The 17,568-nt window shown below is 67.9% G+C and carries 17 protein-coding genes and 1 riboswitch; of the genes, 7 read left to right on the top strand and 10 right to left on the bottom strand.

Annotation, left to right across the window (positions count from 1 at the left end):
- The first annotated feature begins 17 nt into the window (after positions 1-17).
- Positions 18-1,487 (top strand): MFS transporter, encoded by a 1,470-nt coding sequence (locus tag AC1DXI_RS11610; RefSeq protein ID WP_476938748.1) that lies wholly within the window; start codon positions 18-20, stop codon positions 1,485-1,487.
- Here the strand turns inward: AC1DXI_RS11610 and AC1DXI_RS11605 are convergent.
- The 3 genes from AC1DXI_RS11605 to AC1DXI_RS11595 all read right to left on the bottom strand — a co-directional run bounded on the left by AC1DXI_RS11605 (position 1,458) and on the right by AC1DXI_RS11595 (position 5,123).
- A complete protein-coding gene (locus AC1DXI_RS11605) occupies positions 1,458-2,978 on the bottom strand; it encodes an amino acid permease (RefSeq protein ID WP_476938747.1) in 1,521 nt (506 codons plus the stop codon). The genes AC1DXI_RS11610 and AC1DXI_RS11605 overlap by 30 nt on opposite strands.
- A 457-nt stretch (positions 2,979-3,435) precedes the next feature.
- Complete coding sequence (locus AC1DXI_RS11600; RefSeq protein WP_476938746.1) at positions 3,436-4,143, bottom strand: SAM-dependent methyltransferase; 708 nt, start codon at positions 4,141-4,143, stop codon at positions 3,436-3,438.
- Positions 4,140-5,123, bottom strand: a complete 984-nt coding sequence (locus AC1DXI_RS11595; protein ID WP_476938745.1) for a class I SAM-dependent methyltransferase — start codon at positions 5,121-5,123, stop codon at positions 4,140-4,142. Before AC1DXI_RS11595 ends, AC1DXI_RS11600 begins: the two co-directional genes overlap by 4 nt.
- Before the next feature lie 257 nt (positions 5,124-5,380).
- Between AC1DXI_RS11595 and AC1DXI_RS11590 the strand changes: the two genes are divergently transcribed.
- Together AC1DXI_RS11590 and AC1DXI_RS11585 are read left to right on the top strand one after the other, a co-directional pair.
- Positions 5,381-5,686 (top strand): hypothetical protein, encoded by a 306-nt coding sequence (locus AC1DXI_RS11590; protein WP_476938744.1) that lies wholly within the window; start codon positions 5,381-5,383, stop codon positions 5,684-5,686.
- A 344-nt stretch (positions 5,687-6,030) separates the two neighbouring features.
- On the top strand, positions 6,031-7,935 hold the full coding sequence (locus tag AC1DXI_RS11585; RefSeq protein WP_476938743.1) for a DEAD/DEAH box helicase: 1,905 nt from the start codon (positions 6,031-6,033) through the stop codon (positions 7,933-7,935).
- A 199-nt stretch (positions 7,936-8,134) separates the two neighbouring features.
- Here the strand turns inward: AC1DXI_RS11585 and AC1DXI_RS11580 are convergent, their stop codons facing one another.
- From AC1DXI_RS11580 to AC1DXI_RS11555, 6 genes are all read right to left on the bottom strand, one after another.
- On the bottom strand, positions 8,135-8,785 hold the full coding sequence (locus tag AC1DXI_RS11580) for an MBL fold metallo-hydrolase (RefSeq protein ID WP_476938742.1): 651 nt from the start codon (positions 8,783-8,785) through the stop codon (positions 8,135-8,137).
- Between the two features lie 21 nt (positions 8,786-8,806).
- Positions 8,807-9,817, bottom strand: coding sequence for an aldo/keto reductase (locus AC1DXI_RS11575; protein ID WP_476938741.1), 1,011 nt, complete (start codon positions 9,815-9,817; stop codon positions 8,807-8,809).
- A 202-nt stretch (positions 9,818-10,019) separates the two neighbouring features.
- Complete coding sequence (locus AC1DXI_RS11570) at positions 10,020-10,406, bottom strand: DMT family transporter (protein WP_476938740.1); 387 nt, start codon at positions 10,404-10,406, stop codon at positions 10,020-10,022.
- 20 nt (positions 10,407-10,426) lie between these two features.
- A complete protein-coding gene (locus AC1DXI_RS11565; protein WP_476938739.1) occupies positions 10,427-10,750 on the bottom strand; it encodes a DMT family transporter in 324 nt (107 codons plus the stop codon).
- Between the two features lie 9 nt (positions 10,751-10,759).
- Positions 10,760-10,827: riboswitch (guanidine-III (ykkC-III) riboswitch) on the bottom strand.
- A gap of 22 nt (positions 10,828-10,849) precedes the next feature.
- Complete coding sequence (locus tag AC1DXI_RS11560) at positions 10,850-11,611, bottom strand: cache domain-containing protein (RefSeq protein WP_476938738.1); 762 nt, start codon at positions 11,609-11,611, stop codon at positions 10,850-10,852.
- Positions 11,612-11,706: 95 nt separating this feature from the next.
- Entirely contained in the window at positions 11,707-12,447 is a 741-nt protein-coding gene (locus AC1DXI_RS11555) for a FadR/GntR family transcriptional regulator (protein WP_476938737.1), read from the bottom strand.
- A gap of 236 nt (positions 12,448-12,683) precedes the next feature.
- Between AC1DXI_RS11555 and AC1DXI_RS11550 the strand changes: the two genes are divergently transcribed.
- From AC1DXI_RS11550 to AC1DXI_RS11535, 4 genes are all read left to right on the top strand, one after another.
- A complete protein-coding gene (locus tag AC1DXI_RS11550; RefSeq protein WP_476938736.1) occupies positions 12,684-13,757 on the top strand; it encodes an ABC transporter ATP-binding protein in 1,074 nt (357 codons plus the stop codon).
- 83 nt (positions 13,758-13,840) lie between these two features.
- A complete protein-coding gene (locus AC1DXI_RS11545) occupies positions 13,841-15,025 on the top strand; it encodes an ABC transporter substrate-binding protein (RefSeq protein ID WP_476938735.1) in 1,185 nt (394 codons plus the stop codon).
- Between the two features lie 119 nt (positions 15,026-15,144).
- Positions 15,145-16,026 carry an ABC transporter permease gene (locus AC1DXI_RS11540; protein ID WP_476938734.1) on the top strand — a complete coding sequence of 294 codons (882 nt, stop codon included), beginning with the start codon at positions 15,145-15,147 and terminating at the stop codon, positions 16,024-16,026.
- Positions 16,027-16,039: 13 nt separating this feature from the next.
- Positions 16,040-16,867 (top strand): ABC transporter permease, encoded by an 828-nt coding sequence (locus tag AC1DXI_RS11535; protein WP_476938733.1) that lies wholly within the window; start codon positions 16,040-16,042, stop codon positions 16,865-16,867.
- Here the strand turns inward: AC1DXI_RS11535 and AC1DXI_RS11530 are convergent.
- Complete coding sequence (locus AC1DXI_RS11530; RefSeq protein WP_476938732.1) at positions 16,864-17,529, bottom strand: HutD/Ves family protein; 666 nt, start codon at positions 17,527-17,529, stop codon at positions 16,864-16,866. The genes AC1DXI_RS11535 and AC1DXI_RS11530 overlap by 4 nt on opposite strands.
- Positions 17,530-17,568 lie beyond the last annotated feature (39 nt).

Here is a 17,568-nt window from a genome sequence, read left to right as displayed (position 1 = left end):
GTTGTAAGCTGTGGCACGTGCCACAGACCGACCCGCCTCCTCATCAGGAATCCCGTCCGAAGTCCGTCCCGGAATCGGCCGGCATCTTCCACCGCAGCTACCTGCTGGTGACACTCGGCGCCTGCGCGCTGGTGTTCCTGGCGGCCTTCGAGTCCCTCGCGGTGACCACCATCATGCCGCTCGTCAGCCGGGAACTGGACGGTGCGGGACTCTACGCCTTGGCCTTCGCCGGGCCGCTCGCCACCGGGGTGATCGGCATGGTGGCCGCGGGCAGCTGGTCGGACCGCAAGGGGCCGGTGGCGCCGCTCCTGGCCGCGGTGGGCATGTTCGTGCTCGGCCTGCTCATCGCCGGTACTGCCGGAACCATGCCGGTCCTCGTCTCCGGCCGGCTGGTGCAGGGACTCGGCGGGGGCGGGCTTACCGTGGCCCTGTATGTGGTCATTGCCCGGGTCTACCCGCCAGTCCTGCATCCGAAAATCTTCGCCGCCTTCTCCGCGGCCTGGGTCATCCCGTCCCTCGTGGGGCCGTTCGCGGCCGGCGCCGTGGCCCAACTGGCCGGCTGGCAGTGGGTCTTTCTCGGCGTGGTCGGACTCGTGGTCCCGGCCCTGCTCCTGACGGCCCCGGCCCTGCGCGGTCTGAACGGCAGCCCGGGCGTCGCCGGAGATTCCCCGGCCGCGGAGCCTGCGCCCGGCGGCCGTCCGCCGGGCGGCCTTGCCAAGTTGGCGCTGGCGGCGCTGGCGGCGCTCGCCGTGCTGGGCCTGAACCTGTCCGCCGCGGTACCGGTCGCCGGCGGGGTGCTGGCGGCGGCCGCCGTCGCCGTCGCACTCCTGGCCGTCCGTCCCCTCATGCCGCGCGGAACGCTGACCGCCCGGCGCGGCCTGCCGAGCGTGATCCTCACCCGCGGGCTCGCGTCCGCGGCATTCTTCGGCGCCGAGGTCTACCTGCCGTACCTGCTCGTGGAACGCTACGCCTTCGCCCCGACGTTTGCGGGCCTCACGCTCACCGGCGGCGCCATCGCCTGGGCGGCGGCGTCGGCCATCCAGGGCCGGCTGGGGACCCGGCTGGAGCACCGGAAAGCCGTGCGGATCGGCTCGGCCCTCGTCCTTGGCGCAGTCCTCCTGGCCCTCGTGACCACGGTGCTGGCCTGGCCGGCTGCCGTCGCGATCGCGGGATGGATCTTCGCCGGGGGCGGCATGGGCCTGATGTATCCGCGGCTGAGCGTCATGACCCTGGCCCTCTCCACCAAGGACACCGAGGGCTTCAACAGTTCGGCGATGTCCATTTCGGATTCCCTGGGCGGCGCCCTGGCTCTCGCCGGCACCGGAATCGTGTTCGCCGCATTCGCGACGGCGGCGCCGTCGGCGTCGTTTGCGGGAGTGTTCGCGCTGACGGCGGTGATCGGGATCGCCGCCGTGGCCCCCCCCCCCCCCCCACTCCTGTGCATCACAATTCACGGATCAGGCAGCCGCGCGGGCTTCCTCCTGTGAGCGGACGGCCTTCCATTCCACAATCCGGGCCTGCTGCAGCGGGGACTTGCGGTTGAAGTGCCAGGCCGCGCCGAGCAGCAGGAACCACACGGGCGCCACGAAGAGTGCCAGGCGCGTGTCGTCGGCCTGCCCCAGCGCCACCAGCATGAATACGAAGAACGCGAGCACCACGTACGGCATGAAGGCGGAGCCGGGCATCTTGAAGGACGAAGCCGCGTGCAGGGCCGGCCGGCGGCGGCGGAAGACGATGTAGCTGACCAGGATCATGGACCACACAAACATGGTCAGCACGGACGCCACGGACGTGACCACTGTGAACGCGCCGATCACGGAGTCGCCGGAATAGAGCAGGACCAGACCGGCCAGCAGGAAGATGCAGGAGAACAGCAGCGCGTTCTGCGGTACCTTGCGGATGCTGAGCTTTCCAAACGCCTTGGGGGCGTTCCCGTCCTGGGCGAGGCCGTAGACCATCCGGGAGGTTGAGTAGATTCCGGAGTTGGCGCTGGAGGCGGCGGAGGTCAGGACCACAAGGTTGATGACCACAGCGGCGATCCCCAGCCCGGCGAGGGTGAACATGCCGATGAACGGGCTGCTGGCGGGGTCGATGGTCCGCCAAGGATTGACGGCCATGATGACCACCAGGGCGCCCACATAGAAGAGGAGGACACGGACCGGGATGGAGTTGATGGCGCGCGGCAGGTTCTTCTCCGGGTCCTTGGTTTCGGCGGCGGCGGTGCCTACCAGTTCGATCCCGGCGAAGGCGAAGATGGCGATCTGGAAGCCGAGGACGAAGCCGAACATGCCGTGCGGGAACATGCCGCCGTCGTTCCACATGTTGGCGAGGTTGGCTTCAGCGCCGTTCGGGGACGTGAAGTGGGTGGCGATCATGACCGCGCCGGTGACGATCAGGGCCACGATGGCGACCACCTTGATGATGGCAAACCAGAACTCCGCTTCACCGAACGCCTTCACGGTGGGCAGGTTCAGGAGGATCAAGACCACCGGCGTGAGCAGCGCCGGGATCCACAGGGGCGTGCCGGGAGCGAGCTTGTCAACGTAACCGGAAATGGCGACGATGTCCGCCACCCCGGTGACCACCCAGAAGAACCAGTAGGACCAGCCGGTGAAGAAGCTGGCCCACGGGCCCAGGAGGTCTCCGGCGAAGTCGCTGAAGGATTTGTAGTTCAGGTTCGAGAGCAGGATCTCGCCCATGGCACGCATCACGAAGAACAGCATGAAGCCGATGATCATGTAGACGAAGATGACGGACGGGCCGGCGAGCGAGATGGTCTTTCCGGACCCCATGAACAGGCCGGTGCCAATGGCGCCGCCGATGGCGAGCAGCTGGATGTGGCGGTTTCCGAGGGCCCGGGCGAGGTGCGGCTCGCGGTTCCCGGCGCCGGATCCACCGTTGGCGGAGGCGGCGGTTCCAGATTGGGCAATGTCAGATTCTGCAGTGGCCGGAGCGGCCGTGATGGTGCGTTCAGACATGAGGCTTCTTCCTTGTCACGGGCGGCCGCAACGGGCGGGGGTTCCGCGATGCGGGCCGCACAGTTCCGTCAGGATGTGACGGAGGTAACAGTTTTGGCGGGTAGATCAAGATTAGGGCCGGTATTTCGCGGCCCCTGTTGTCACGTCGGTCCGCGTGTGTGGACCGTCTGGTCGGTCACGTGTCGTGTTCCCCGGCGGCACCGGCGCCCTCCGCGCGGTGCCGGAGCGGCCCCGGAACCCGCATTCTTCGCGGGCTCCGGGGGAGAACGCGACGCCGGCACGGCCGCCCGGTGCGGCCGCCGTGATGGCTTTTCCGCGGATCGCCCACCCGTGGGCAGGTTCGACAACTGTCGATCATCTTAGCCTCAGTTGTCGTCCGCTGTCTTTTGTCACATTTTTGCCCGGCGGGGGCGACGCACTCGCCCGAATCGTTCAGGTTGAGCCCAATCCGGGCCGCCTACTGGGCGGCCAGGCGCGTGGCCCGCAGCACGGCATCCCTGAGGGACACCGCAGCGCCGTCGGGTCCGACGGCGCTGCGACGCCGGCTGTCCAGGACCTCGGCGCGCCACAGCGGCTCCTCGATCCGGAGTTCCCGGGCAAGGTCCTCGGCCGTGAAGAACTTCTCCGGAGTGTGGTGCGCGCCCCACGGAGGCAGCCCGTCGGGGTGATGGCCGACGATCAGCAGTGTCCCGCCGGTCCGGACCGCGGCCGCGGCGAGCTGCAACGCCTGCTGCCACGGCATCTGGGTGGAATGCAGGAACTGGGCCGTGACGAGGTCGAACAGCCGGTCCGGGACCCAGGTGGCAAGATCCTGCTGCACCCACTCGATGGTGGCGTCGTGGCCTCGTTCCCGGGCGTGGGCGGCCGCGCGCTCCAGGGCGACGGCGGAAACGTCCAGGCCCGTCACGCTCCAACCGCGGGCAGCGAGCCAAATCGCGTCCGCGCCCTCGCCGCACCCCAGGTCCAGGGCCTCGCCGGCAGGAAGGTCCGCCACCTCGGCGACGAGTTGCGGATTCGGCTCCCCGCTCCACATCCTGGACCGGCTGCTGTACTTTTCATCCCACATCCGGGCGGCGGTACCGGGCGCTGCCTCCTCGGCGGCCGCCTCCTCGACGGCCGCATGTTCGGCGGCGTCATGCTCGTGGCTGTGGCTGCGTTGTGTCATGGTTTCCCCTCATCACGGCGGTTCGCCGGGTTTCGCTGTCCGTTTTCAGGCACGACGGCGGTGGCGAAACCGCCCGGCGCCGACCGCCGTCGGGTCTCCCTGCCGAAATTCCTGTGCTCCTCAAGGGCCAGTCCGAAGCATCCAACAAAGGCCGCGGCGCTCTTCCTGGCCGGGGGAGTGTTGTCGATGCCAAAGGTCAGGGGCTCGCCGACGAATCTCGCTGCAGCCCGGGCATATCGCATGTAGGGCGACCGCGAGGCGATAGTTTCCCTGGAGAAGTAGTCAAAGGCCACGATGCTGCCCGGGGCGGTGCCGGCGATCCTGCGCAGTGTCGCCTCGACCGCGGCGCGGTCCAGGTACATGGTCACCGCTTCCCAGAGGAACAGTGCGGGCCGGCTCGGTTCGAAACCGGCCGCCACCAGCTTCTCCATCCAGTCCTCGGTCTCGAAATCCGCGGGCACGTACGTGGCCAGGCGGGTGGAGAGGCCCGCCTTCTCGAGCATCGCGAGTTTGAAAGCCTGGGTCCGGGGCAGGTCGAGTTCAAAGCACCGCACGTGGTCCTCGGGCACAAGCCGGAACGCCCGGGTGTCGAATCCCGCCCCGAGGATCACGAGCTGGTCGATGCCCCCGTGATGCCGTTGAACGGCCGCGTCATAGAGGCTGGTCCGTGCTGTCGGCTGGTGGCGCATCGGGGCCCGCCCCGGGTATGGATAGCGGTAGACCCTGGGCACGTACCCCGTGAGCAGGTGGGCAGCGAGCGTGGGGGCGGTCTCCATCTGGATGCCAGTCGAGGACACGTTCGGCAGAACGGCCATGAGCCGGGCCGCGGGGACGTCCGGCCGTGTTCCCAGGCGGTGCTGCATCCAGCGCGTGTAGAGGGATGCGAGCAGCGTGGCCGACGTGCCGGTGCGCCGGCTGTAGGCGAGCATCCCGGGGACGGACGTGATGTAGCCGGCCGCGCTCAAGGGAAACAACGCCACTTGGATGACCCGAAACAAGCCAGCGGAGACTATTCCCGGCATTGCGTCCGACTCCCCTCATGGCCCCGCCGTCGTATGGCCCTTCCCGCCCACCATGGTCCTCCCGGACGCAACGAGGGTCAATACACCGCCTGGGCTTCCCTTCAAACGCCGCGCAGCCGGACGGACACGTGGAAATCACGCTCCGGAAACGAATCCGAAACGTGTGTCGTGAATGCTGGGCACAAGACATTGAACGCTGGGGAAGGGCAATGACCATGGACGTTGACGAAACACGGCAGATCCGCAGCTCGGCCGAGCTGAACGTGGGCGACGAGATCGAGGCGTGGTACAACGGGAAGCTCTTCCACCGGGGCCCGGTGACCCAGACCGTCACCGGCGTGGACCTGTTCTGGATCCTGGATGCCCGGACGGGAACCCGCCGCCTCATCGACGCCGAGGCGCTCGTGATCCTGCGGCCGGCCGGCCCGGGAACGGCCAAAACGCCGTCACTGGCGCCCGGCCATGCATCCACCCAGCCGTCCCACATGCCGCTGTTCCAAGCCCCCAGCCTGGTGGGCTAGGGGCCGGGCAGGCCGTCATGGATACGGGACCAGGGCCCGCTGGGTGGTAGAGTACTAGAACTTGATGTGCAGTGATGCCCACTTTTGATTCGGTTGACCGGCTTCGGTCCACCAGCCGGATCCCTGCCGGATTCCTTCGGAAATCCGCACGCAGGCAGTGGGATTTTTTCATGTGAGAGGCACATCCTGCGTCGATGAACGCGTTCCATTTGGTCCCGGCGGCCGCTTGCTGAAGTTTGGCAACAGCCCGGTTGATCACCTGACTTTTCTTCGGCGAACCCTTGAGCCAACCGGCATCGGGGGCCGATATCCGCACGGATACCGCCTGAAAGACTTTGAAACACATGACTACATTTGCTGCCCTCGGCACGCCCAAAGCACTTGCCGACACCCTGACCGCACAGGGGATCGTGGAGCCCTTCCCGATCCAGGTCAAGACCCTCCCCGACACGCTGTCCGGACGCGACGTCCTGGGTCGCGGCCGCACCGGCTCCGGCAAGACCATCGCATTCGCCATCCCGCTGGTGGCACGGCTCGCCGAGCGGGAAGCCAAGCACTTCCGTAAGCCCGGCCGCCCGATGGGCCTGGTCCTGGCTCCCACCCGCGAGCTGGCCACGCAGATCAACGCGACCATCGAGCCGATGGCCAAGGCCATGGGCCTGACCACCACCGTGATCTACGGCGGCATCTCCCAGGCCCGCCAGGAAAAGGCCCTGCGCGCCGGCGTCGACATCGTCATCGCCTGCCCGGGCCGCCTGGAGGACCTGATCCGCCAGCGCATCCTGACCCTCGAAGCAGTCGAGATCACCGTCTTGGACGAGGCCGACCACATGGCCGACCTTGGCTTCCTCCCGGTGGTCAAGAAGCTCATGGACATGACCCCCACCCAGGGCCAGCGCCTGCTGTTCTCCGCCACCCTGGACAACGGCGTGGACAAGATCGTCCAGCGCTACCTGTCCAACCCGCTGACCCACTCCGTGGACGACCCGCAGGCCGCGGTGACCACCATGGAACACCACGTGCTGGTGGTCAACGACCAGACGGTCAAGAAGCAGCTGATCGTCGAGCTCGCCTCCGGCGCCGGCCGCCGCGTGCTGTTCATGCGCACCAAGCACCACGCCCGCAAGCTGGCCAAGACCCTGACCGACGCCGGCATCCCCGCCGTCGATCTGCACGGCAACCTCTCGCAGAACGCCCGTGACCGCAACCTGGCCGAGTTCTCCTCCGGCGATGTCCGCGTCCTGGTGGCCACCGACGTCGCGGCCCGCGGCGTCCACGTCGACGACGTCGAACTGGTCATCCACGTGGATCCGCCCACGGAGCACAAGGCGTACCTGCACCGCTCAGGCCGTACGGCCCGCGCCGGTTCCGACGGCACCGTGGTCACGCTGACCCTGCCCGAGCAGCAGTCCGACGTCAAGAAGCTGATGAAGGCTGCCGGCGTCGAGGTCAACTTCGAGCGCGTCACCGCCAACTCCCCGCTGGTTGCTGAACTGGTCGGCGAAATGGCCGACAAGATCGATCCGCGTACCCGGGCCGCCCTGCTGGCAGCCAAGGCCGCGCAGCACGGTGGCGGCACCTCCACCGGCGCCAACGCCGAGCGCAAGCGCGCCCGCCGCACCACCCAGGCTGCACCCACCGCGGGTGGCCGTGGTGGCCGTGGCGGACGTGGACGGGTGTCTGCTGAGGCGCCGCGGACCGACCTGCCGCGCGCCGAGCGCCGCGCCGTCGCCTACGAAGGCAAGGCTGCGGCCCGCAACGCCGCCGACCGTGTCGCCGAGCAGAACCAGGACCGCGCCGATGCCGAGCGCGCCGAGCGCCGGAATGCGCGTGGCCGCGGCCGCACCACCGCCTATGCGCACCACAACGATGTTCCGGCCGCCGGCGGCCGTGCCGCGGCCGGCCGCGGTTCGGACGGACGCGCCGCAGACGGACGCAGCGACGCCCGGGGCGCTTCGGCTCCCCGCAGCGGAGCACCCCGCACGGGTGGCGCTCCCCGCACCGGCGCTTCGGCCGGTGGCCAGCGCAGCGGACGCCCGGCAACCGGCCAGCGTGCAGCTGCCGGCGCCAAGTCCGCTGGCAGCAAATCCGGAGGCAGCGCTGCTGTCTGGTCCTCCAACACCGGTGGCACTTCGGGTGGATCCTACGCCGGCGGCGGCAACGGCCGTTCCGGTGAAGGACGTCCGGCCCGCGGCGCCGGCCCGCGCCGCGCGTCGGCTCCGGCCTCGAACGAACGCCGCAGCCGCTAATCCCCAACCGCTCCCTAACCTCGCCAGCTCGGTCAGGGAACCCGGCGGTCGTGGCCCCAGCTAACCACCATCGAGTGCTCCCCACCGGCACCCTAGCCTCGCAAGCTCGGCCAGGGAACCCTGCCGGTGTGGGCCCACGTAACTGCCGTTTAGAAGGTTCATAACGGCGTTTATGGAGCACTCGATGAGGTCTTCAGGCCTACCAGCCGCGGGCGCGCCACTCTTCCAGGTGCGGGCGTTCCGCACCGAGGGTAGTGGGCTGGCCGTGGCCCGGGTGCACCACCGTGTCATCCGGATAGGCGTCGAACAGCCGCTCGCTGACATCGGTGATCAGCTGGGCAAACCGCGCCGGATCCTTCTGCGTGTTGCCTACCCCGCCGGGGAACAGCGAATCGCCGGAAAAGATGTGGGCCGGCCCCTCGGGGTCCTGGTACACAAGGGCGATCGAACCCGGTGTGTGGCCGCGCAGGTGTACAGCCGTCACGTCGAAGCCGTCGAAGTTGCCGACGTCCCCGTGATCCAGCAGTACATCCACCGGCACCGGCAGCTCCGGGGCATCCTCTGTCCCGGCCGCCGTCTTCACGCCGGTGGCTTCCACCAGGCCCGGCAGCGCCCGGACATGGTCCCAATGCTGGTGGGTGGTGGCAACCAGCGCCAGCTCCGGCGTCGCGGAAGTATCCGCGGCGGCGTCCGCAAGCAGCCCCTGGATGGCGGCCAGATCATCGGCCGCATCGATCAGGAGCTGCGCACCGGAGGCCTTGGCCGTGAGCAGGTAAACATTGTTGTCCATCTCGCCGACCGAAATCCGGCGGATGGTGATGTCACGTAAAGAGTGAATGAGCGAGTCCATGGGCTTCAGTCTACGGAGCCGCTATTCGCGGCCCTGGGAAACCCAGTTGGGGTCTGCGGAGCGGGAGCCGACGACGGCGTCCGCGGCGGCGTCGAGCTTCTTCAGTTGCGCGGCGGTGAAGTCGAGGGCCAGGGCGCCCAGGTTTTCGTCGATCCGGGCCGCCTTGCGCGTGCCGGGAATGGGGACCACAGGCAGTCCCAGCTTGCGGCCCTGCGCGAGCAGCCAGGCCAGCGCCACCTGGGCGGGAGTTGCAGCCTGCCCAGCAACGCACAGTTCCGCAGCGATCGCCTGCACGGCCGCCACCACACCCTGGTTGGCGCTGGCAGCGTCCGCGGCGAAACGCGGGATGTTGCGGCKGAAGTCGTTGCTGCCTAGCGCCGAGGCGTCCACGGTGCCGGTGAGGAATCCCCGGCCCAGCGGCGAATACGGCACAAAGCCCACCCCGAGTTCGGCGGCGGCGGGCACCACATTGCGTTCCACATCGCGGCTCCAGATGGACCATTCGCTCTGGACCGCGGCGATCGGATGGATGCGGCTGGCTTCGCGCAGCTCCTCGGCCGTCACCTCTGACAGGCCCAGATGCCGCACCTTGCCGGCCTGTACCAGCCCCGCCATGGCCTCCACGGTTTCCACTATCGGAACGCGGAGGTCACGGCGGTGCAGGTAGTACAGGTCAATGGTGTCGGTGCCCAGCCGTTGCAGGCTGCGGTCCACGGCCTGCCGCACGTAGGCTGCGTCGCCGCGGATGTCCGTGTAGCCGGCCGACGGTGTGCCCACGAGGCCGAACTTGGTGGCCAGCTGGACTTCGCCGCGGCGTTCCCTGAGCAGCCGCGCAATCAGCTCCTCGTTGCTGCCCCCGCCGTAGATGTCCGCCGTGTCGATGAAGCTGACGCCGGCGTCCACCGCGTGATGCAGGGTCCGCAGGGCTTCGGCCGGGTCTACCTCGCCGTAGACAGGGGTCAGGGCCATGCCGCCGAACCCCAGGGGGCTGACCGTGAGGCCGTCGCCGAGCTGGACTGTTGCTGCCGTCATCTGGGTCTCCATTCGCACACTGTGTGGTTCCGTAGGACTTCCGTCCCTGCCAAGAACCCCAGATTGCGCGCTGCTATTCCGGCCCCCTGTTATCGGCCGGGCCGACGATTCTCCCCACCTTTGACTGCTGCGCGGCCGGCGCGACGGCGCAGCAGTCAAAGGTAGGGAGACGCCGTCGTACCGCCCTAGCCGTCGTACCGCCCTAAACGTGGGGAGTTTCCGCGGGGGAGGCCGGCTGGACAGCGTGCGTTGCCGGTTGCTCTGAGTCCGCCGTTGGCGGGAGGAGCTTCAGGCCCGCCGCGCAGCCGACGATTCCGGCGATGAACAGCAGCTTGAGCGGACTGGCCGGTTCGACGCCGGTGGCCATCGCCCAGCCGACCGTCAGTGCGGCGCCGATCCCCACCCAGACGGCGTAGGCGGTGCCGAGCGGAATGCGTTTCACGGCCAGGCCGAGCCCCACCATGCTGAGGGTGGCCGTCACGGCGAACACGAGGGTCGGCAGAGGGCGGGAGAACCCGTCGGACAGGCCCAGTGCTGTGGCCCAAACCGCCTCCAGCACGGCGGACGCGAGCAGGATGAGCCATGACATTGCTGCTGTTTTCATCATGGTCACGCCACCAGCTTCAGGCCGACGACGCTCGCGGCGATCCCGCCAAGAAGCAGGATCCGTGCCGCGGTCGGGCGCTCAACTTTGGCGGCAATCGCATAGCCGGACGTCAGGACGACGCCGACCCCCACCCACACGGCGTAGGCCGTTCCGGTAGGGATGGACTGCATGGCGACGGCCAGCCCGCCGGTACTGGCGAGGACGGAAACGAGGAAGACGAGGGCCGGGACCAGCCGGCGGCGGCCCCTGGCCTGGGCGGTCCGGTGCAGGGCCGCGGCCCAGACGGCCTCCAGCGCCCCAGAAAGAATAAGTATTAGCCACGACATGACAGCTCCTGTGGCCAGTCTTGTCGCGTGCCGGGTACTGAACCGTCGTCCGGAGGCCCGGAAGAGGGGGCCTTGGCCTCCAATTCTAGCAAATCCGCGTCAGCGCCCGACGGCGTCGCTCCAGAGAATGAACGTGCGCCCCACCGGGTAATGCGCGCACGGCTCGTGCGGCGCCGTAAGGTCGCCGGCGTCGATATCGGACGCCGCCGACACCACGGCCCGGCCGTCGGCATTGGCCAGGGTGGCCCGGGCGCCGATCCGCCGCAGGGCCGCCATGGCTCCGCGTTCCAGGCGCTGAACTGTGACGTCAATGCCCACGATTCCCGCGACCGGGCCGTCCGGTCGGGTGAACACCGGGTGTGTGAAGGTCAGGACGTACTCGTCGGTGCAGAGGAAATCCACGTAGGGCCCGGTGACGTGGGCCCGGCCCGTTTCCACGGGGATCCGGAACCACTCGGCCTTGACGTAGCGGCTGATGGAGTTGGGACTGAAGTTGGCCAGCGCGTCGACGTGTTCCAGGTCCGGGCCCTGCCACCAGGCGATATAGCTGCGCTCGGGGCCGAGCAGCCCGGCGTTGGCGATGAACCCGGCGCCGGCCGCATAGCCGCCGGGCAGCTGCACCAGTTCCTCGACCACCGGACGGATGAGTTTGTCCACGGCCGTGCCCGTGACTTTGCCGGACAGGGCGGCCAGCGCGGCCCCGGCGTCAGCGGCCCACGCCGTCAGGCGGTGCTCGATGGCGGCGATGGTGGCGTCGAGTTCGGCGGCGGCCAGCTCGGCAGCCTTCTCAACTGGGCCGGGTTCGGCCGGCGCTGCCGCGGACATTGTGGCGGGGGCAGTGGGGGAGGCGGTATCGGACATCGTTGCTGCCTTAGCTCGAAGGTGCCGGACATTTGCGGTCAAAGGTGGGCGGTCAAGATCGTGGTTCTGTGATGCGGGGGCGGTCGCGGGTGCGGTCAATAGCTTTTGGCCTGCTCGGTCAGCAGCCAGTCGGTGGTTGCGGAGATGAGGGCCTTGACCCCCGTTTCGGCGGTCCCTGGATCGTGGGCCTCAATGGCGGCTGCCACGTCCCCGAGGATCAGGGTGGTGCGCCCGCGGTAACCGGGGTCGGCGCAGGGCAGCAGCGTGAGGGTGCCGAGATCTGCCTGCAGCCGGATGAGCTCCCGGGCGAGTCGGGCGGAGCGGGCAATGGCCGCGACTTCCAGCAGGAACTCTGAGAGTGCCAGGCGCCAGCTGAGGGAGTCGTCGTCCGCTGCGGGGATGAACGAGCGCAACGTGGCGACGTCTGCGGCGTCGGAACGGCGTGCCGCCACCCCCGCGCAGGCCGCGGCGATCGCCTGGTAATGCAGCGCGAGGTCCCTGATCTGCAGCCGGCTCAGCTCATGCAGTTGCGCCAGGGCCCGTTCCCGGGAGGGCAGCACGTCGTCGGCGATGAAGCTTCCGCCGCTGCGGCCGCGCGCGGTCCGGATAATTCCCGAGGCGCGCAGCTGGGAAAGGGCCTCCCGCGCCGTTACCGCGGACACTCCGAGGGCTGCGGCCAGCTCGGTTTCATTCGGCAGCCGCTGGCCGCTGGTCAGCAGTCCGGTTTCCACGGCCTGTTCGATCCGGGCGCACACTTCATCCACAAGCCCGCGTGATTTGATCGGCGTGAACACAGCCGCGAGGCTCCTGGAGGCGCCCTTGGGCGTCAACAGCATCAGGGCCTCCCTTCCCGCCGGCGGTACCCGCCCCTGCCGGGCATCCCTGCGGCTTCCGCGGGCGGCGCCGCCGCGCGTCGCCCGGGCTGATGACATCCTAATCCGGGCTTTGCCGGAGGGTCTATACACAAAACCTATGGAGTAATAGCATTTGGCCCAGCAGCTCAGTGTGGACTGGATCACATTCTGCTGCGTGGTTCCTGTGGACGATCCGGCAACGGAGTAAGGCGCACCCCATGACCGAAACACTTGCCGCCGGCACCTCGAGCGGAACCGAAGACGTTCCGGCGATCCGCTTGCGCAAGCTCACCAAGGAGTTCGGGGACACCGTCGCGGTCAATGGAGTGGATCTGGACATCCGCCACGGGGAATTCTTCTCCATGCTTGGCCCGTCCGGCTCCGGCAAGACCACGGTCCTGCGCCTGATCGCCGGCTTCGAGCTGCCTACGTCCGGAAGCATCGAACTCGAGGGCAAGGACGTCACGGCGATGGCGCCTTTCCAGCGGGACGTCAACACCGTATTTCAGGACTACGCGCTGTTCCCGCACATGTCCCTCGTGGACAACGTCGCCTACGGGCTGCGGGTGCGCGGCATGCCCGGGAACCAGCGGCGGGAGCGGGCCAGGGAGGCCTTGGAGCGGGTCCAGCTCGGCAAGTTCCTCGGCCGCAAACCCGCCCAGCTCTCCGGAGGCCAGCGGCAGCGGGTTGCCCTGGCCCGGGCGCTTGTGGTCGAGCCGAAGGTCCTCCTGCTGGACGAGCCGCTCGGTGCCCTGGACCTCAAGCTCCGCCAGCAAATGCAGGTCGAACTCAAGGAACTGCAGCGCTCGCTGGGTATCACCTTCATCTTCGTCACCCATGACCAGGAGGAGGCGCTGACCATGAGCGACAGGATCGGCGTCTTCAACAACGGCAGCATCGAACAGATCGGCACCGCGCACGAAATCTACGAGCGCCCCGGCGGCATCTTCGTGGCCAACTTCGTCGGCACGTCCAATATTTTCGACGCCGGCCAGGCCCAGGCGGTCTATGGCCGGGCGGAGCCCTTCTGCATCCGTCCCGAGCGGCTGCGCGTCGCCTGGACCGGCGAATCGGAACGCCGTTCCGGCGCGACCTCCAGGACCGGGACGGTGACGTCGTTCGTCTACGTCGGGCACGCCACCCAGGTGCGGGTGCAGCTCGACGGCGGACCCGCCGTCGTCGCGCTCGTGCCGGAAAAGCTTCCCGGCAGCGACGCGACGCTGGTGAACCGGACCGTCACGGTCAGCTGGGACGACGACGCCGTCGTCTGGCTTCCGGCCCGCGGCACCTGATCCCGGGCCCTGCCGGGCGGCCTCCGGGCCGCGGCGCGGCGTTCCCAGTCCAGAGATTTTCTCCACAGCGAAAGGCAAGGATCATGGCACCCAGAACAAAGGCCTCCCTCATGGTCGGCATGGTTGCGGCGGCAGCCCTCGCGCTGTCGGCCTGCGGAACCAGCGGCGGATCCACTTCCCCGTCGGCGCAAGCTACGAAGACCGAGATCGGCACCGGGGAAGGCAAGCTGTCCGTCCTCGGGTGGCCCGGGTATGCCGAGGACGGCAGCAACGACCCGGCGGTCGACTGGGTGCATCCATTCGAAGAAGAGACCGGGTGCAAGGTCAGCTTCAAGCCGTTCGGCACCTCGGACGAAGCCGTGACGCTCATGCGCACCGGACAGTACGACGTCGTCTCGGCCTCCGGGGATGCCTCACTGCGCTTGGTCGCCGGCCAGGACGTGCAGCCCGTCAACATGAGCCTGCTGAAGAACTACCCGGACATCTATCCGTTCCTGAAGGACAAAGCCTGGAACACCGTCAACGGTGTGAACTACGGAATGCCGCACGGCTGGGGCGCGAACGTGCTGATGTACACCACGGACAAGGTCACCCCGGCACCGACCTCCTGGAGCGCGGTGTTTGACGATGCTGCCAAGAACACCGGCAAGGTCACGGCCTATGATTCGCCCATCTACATCGCCGATGCCGCCATGTACCTCATGGCCCACAAGCCGGAACTTGGCATCAAGAACCCCTACGCGCTCGACAAGGACCAACTGGCCGCCGCCGTCGACCTGCTCAAGCAGCAGCGTGCGCACATCGGCGAGTACTGGAGCGACGTCCTCAAGGAGGTCCAGGCCTTCACATCCGGGAGCACCGTGGTCGGCACCACCTGGCAGGTGGGGGCCAACATCGCGACGGACGACGGCGCCAAGGTCTCAACCCTCGTCCCTGACGAGGGAGCCACCGGCTGGTCGGACACCTGGATGATCGGGTCCAAGACCAAGAACCCGAACTGCGCCTACAAGTGGCTCGACTACATCGCCAGCCCCAAGCCGAATGCCGAGGTGGCGGAGTACTTTGGCGAATCCCCGGCGAACGCCAAGTCCTGCGAACTGACCAAGGACCCCAAGCACTGCGAGACGTACCACTCCGGTGATACCGCCTACGCCGAAAAGATCTGGTACTGGACCACCCCGGTGGCCGAATGCCTCGATGGCCGCAAGGACGTCAAGTGCACCGACTATTCGGAATGGACGAAATCCTGGACGGAAATCAAGGGCTGATGCCGGACACCGGGCCGCATTGGATCCGGATAGAACAGCCGGCCTCGAGGGCTGGCAGAGATTAAGGCGAGATGGCACAACAGACGCAACAGCTTCCGCCCGGCCCACCCAAGAGTGCCGTGCCTGTACCCCGCGCGAAAGCCAATTCCTTCTCGGCGCTGCTGCACCGCTCGCCCCGGCTGCGGCTTGCCGGACTGCTCACGGCTCCGGCGCTCTGGCTCATCCTCGTCTATATCGCAGCCCTGGCGGCGTTGCTGGTCACGGCGTTCTGGACCGTGGACACCTTCACCGGAGAGGTGTCCACGGAGTGGACCACGGAGAACATCGTCACGGTCCTGACGGATCCGGTGTACCAGCGGATCACGCTGCGGACTTTGTGGATCGCGGTGGCGGTCACCGTGATCGACATGATCCTGGCCCTGCCCATCGCGTTCTTCATCGCCAAGGTGGCTCCGGCCCGCTGGGAGAAACTGCTGGTGGTGGCCGTGCTGATGCCGCTGTGGGCAAGCTACCTCGTGAAGGCCTACGCCTGGCGGAACGTCCTTGCCGAAGGCGGGCTGCTGGAGTGGCTGGGCGCGCCGATCGGCCTGTCGTCGCCGGGCTACGGCGAGACGGCCGTCATCCTGACCCTGTCCTACATCTGGCTGCCGTACATGATCCTGCCGATCTACGCGGGCTTTGACCGGGTACCCGACTCCCTGCTGGAGGCCTCCGGGGACCTGGGCGCGAAGCCGCTGACCACCATGCGCCTTGTCATGCTTCCGCTGCTGGTTCCCTCCATCATCGCGGGAACGATCTTCACGTTCTCCCTGTCGCTGGGCGACTACATCACCGCGCAGATCGTCGGCGGGACCACCCAGATGCTGGGCACCGTTGTTTACGCGAATGTCGGGGCGGCCAACAACCTGCCGTTCGCCGCCGCGGTCTCGCTGGTGCCGATCGCCATCATCATGTTCTACCTCTTCATCGTCCGCCGCACCGGCGCCCTGAACAACCTGTAGCGGAAGGCGCAGCATGAGACTTTCCCGTAGCGCCAAAGTGGTCCTGGGCGTCATCACCGTGCTGGTGCTGTTGTTCATCTACGTCCCGCTGATGCTGGTGGTGGTGAACTCGTTCAACGCAGACCGGACTTTCGGCTGGCCGCCCAAGGGCTTCACGCTGGAATGGTGGGGTAAGGCTTTTGACTCACCCGGCGTCCGGGACGCTGTCCTGTCCTCCGTGTGGGTGGCAGTGGCCGCGACCATCATCTCGCTGGTGCTGGGGACATTGCTGGCGCTGTCATTGCAGCGTTACAAGTTCTTCGGCCGCGACGTCATCAGCCTCCTGGTGATCCTGCCGATCGCACTGCCCGGCGTTGTCACCGGCATTGCCCTGAACAACATGTTCACCACCATCCTGGGCGTCCCGCTGAGCCTGTGGACAGTGGTGATCGCCCACGCAACGTTCTGCATGGTGACCGTGTTCAACAACGTCATCGCGCGCCTCCGGCGGACGAGCCCAGGCCTGGAGGAAGCTTCCGCCGACCTTGGCGCCGGTGTCTTCACCACCTTCAACCTGGTGACATTCCCCCAATTGCGTTCCGCCCTGCTGGCCGGCGGCCTGCTGGCTTTCGCGCTGAGCTTCGACGAAATCATCGTGACCACGTTCACGATCGGGGCCGGCGAGACGACGCTGCCGATCTGGATCCTGCAGAACCTGTTCCGGCCGAATCAGGCGCCCGTGGTCAACGTCGTGGCCGTCGTGCTGATCGTGGTCTCGATCGTGCCAATCTGGCTCGCCCAGCGCTTGTCGGGGGACTCCGTGCGTGTCAGCGGCGCCCGGGTGAAGGCGGACGGGCGCTAGTCCGTGCCGGGTTCCGCAGGGTCGATGGACACGACCGCCAGGAATCCGCGGCCCACGATTTCCGGCGTCTCGGTATCAGCGCCGACGACGGCGTCGTAACGGTTCAGCTCGACGCACTCCGGCTCCGGGGCGACGGCGGCCGCCGGCTCGGTGGGAGGGCCGCCGGCAGTCCCGGGGCTGACGGTCCCCTGCCCCTGCAGGAGGATGCCGAATTGGCCTGCGAACACCGGATGGGCGCGCTTCTTGGACAGCTCGATGATGGAGGTATAGCCCTTGAAGGCGCCGTTGCGGGTGATGACGTTCAGGTCCCGGATGTCGCCGGTGGGCAGTGCCCCCGCCGAGTCCGCGTCGCCGGAGAACCGGAATGGCCGGTACTTCTCCAGCGGGTGCTCGGCCCCGTCCACGCTCAGCAGCAGCAAGTCACCGTCAATCACGGTCAGTACGCGGTCCATCCCGGCGTAGGCGGAGAAGGGGCCGGCTTTGGAGACTTCGGCAATGCTGACGCGCCAGTCCCAGGCGTTGTCCTGCCCTGTACCTCGCGGGGCGGTCTGCAGGGCGGTTTCCACGGACCGGGTCCGTGGGTGGCGCGCCACTTCGCGGGTCACCCCGCCGCCGTTGCGCCAGGGGTGGGCTTTTATCTCGGCGTAGCGGATGATCTCCATGGCCTCAGCCTATCGGCCCGTCCCGGAACGCCGGGCTTC

The organism is Arthrobacter sp. P1_H7, assembly GCF_056405215.1.
Note: the sequence above shows the minus strand (reverse complement) of the source record. Positions and strands in the feature narration are given on the sequence as shown.

What these genes read in the sequence shown, in the direction of transcription:
- AC1DXI_RS11605 (WP_476938747.1), bottom strand. Translation starts at nt 2,978, where the DNA reads ATGTCTGAACGCACCATCACGGCCGCTCCGGCCACTGCAGAATCTGAC.
- AC1DXI_RS11600 (WP_476938746.1), bottom strand. Translation starts at nt 4,143, where the DNA reads ATGACACAACGCAGCCACAGCCACGAGCATGACGCCGCCGAACATGCG.
- AC1DXI_RS11590 (WP_476938744.1), top strand. Translation starts at nt 5,381, where the DNA reads ATGGACGTTGACGAAACACGGCAGATCCGCAGCTCGGCCGAGCTGAAC.
- AC1DXI_RS11585 (WP_476938743.1), top strand. Translation starts at nt 6,031, where the DNA reads ATGACTACATTTGCTGCCCTCGGCACGCCCAAAGCACTTGCCGACACC.
- AC1DXI_RS11580 (WP_476938742.1), bottom strand. Translation starts at nt 8,785, where the DNA reads ATGGACTCGCTCATTCACTCTTTACGTGACATCACCATCCGCCGGATT.
- AC1DXI_RS11570 (WP_476938740.1), bottom strand. Translation starts at nt 10,406, where the DNA reads ATGTCATGGCTCATCCTGCTCGCGTCCGCCGTGCTGGAGGCGGTTTGG.
- AC1DXI_RS11565 (WP_476938739.1), bottom strand. Translation starts at nt 10,750, where the DNA reads ATGTCGTGGCTAATACTTATTCTTTCTGGGGCGCTGGAGGCCGTCTGG.
- AC1DXI_RS11560 (WP_476938738.1), bottom strand. Translation starts at nt 11,611, where the DNA reads ATGTCCGATACCGCCTCCCCCACTGCCCCCGCCACAATGTCCGCGGCA.
- AC1DXI_RS11555 (WP_476938737.1), bottom strand. Translation starts at nt 12,447, where the DNA reads ATGCTGTTGACGCCCAAGGGCGCCTCCAGGAGCCTCGCGGCTGTGTTC.
- AC1DXI_RS11550 (WP_476938736.1), top strand. Translation starts at nt 12,684, where the DNA reads ATGACCGAAACACTTGCCGCCGGCACCTCGAGCGGAACCGAAGACGTT.
- AC1DXI_RS11545 (WP_476938735.1), top strand. Translation starts at nt 13,841, where the DNA reads ATGGCACCCAGAACAAAGGCCTCCCTCATGGTCGGCATGGTTGCGGCG.
- AC1DXI_RS11535 (WP_476938733.1), top strand. Translation starts at nt 16,040, where the DNA reads ATGAGACTTTCCCGTAGCGCCAAAGTGGTCCTGGGCGTCATCACCGTG.
- AC1DXI_RS11530 (WP_476938732.1), bottom strand. Translation starts at nt 17,529, where the DNA reads ATGGAGATCATCCGCTACGCCGAGATAAAAGCCCACCCCTGGCGCAAC.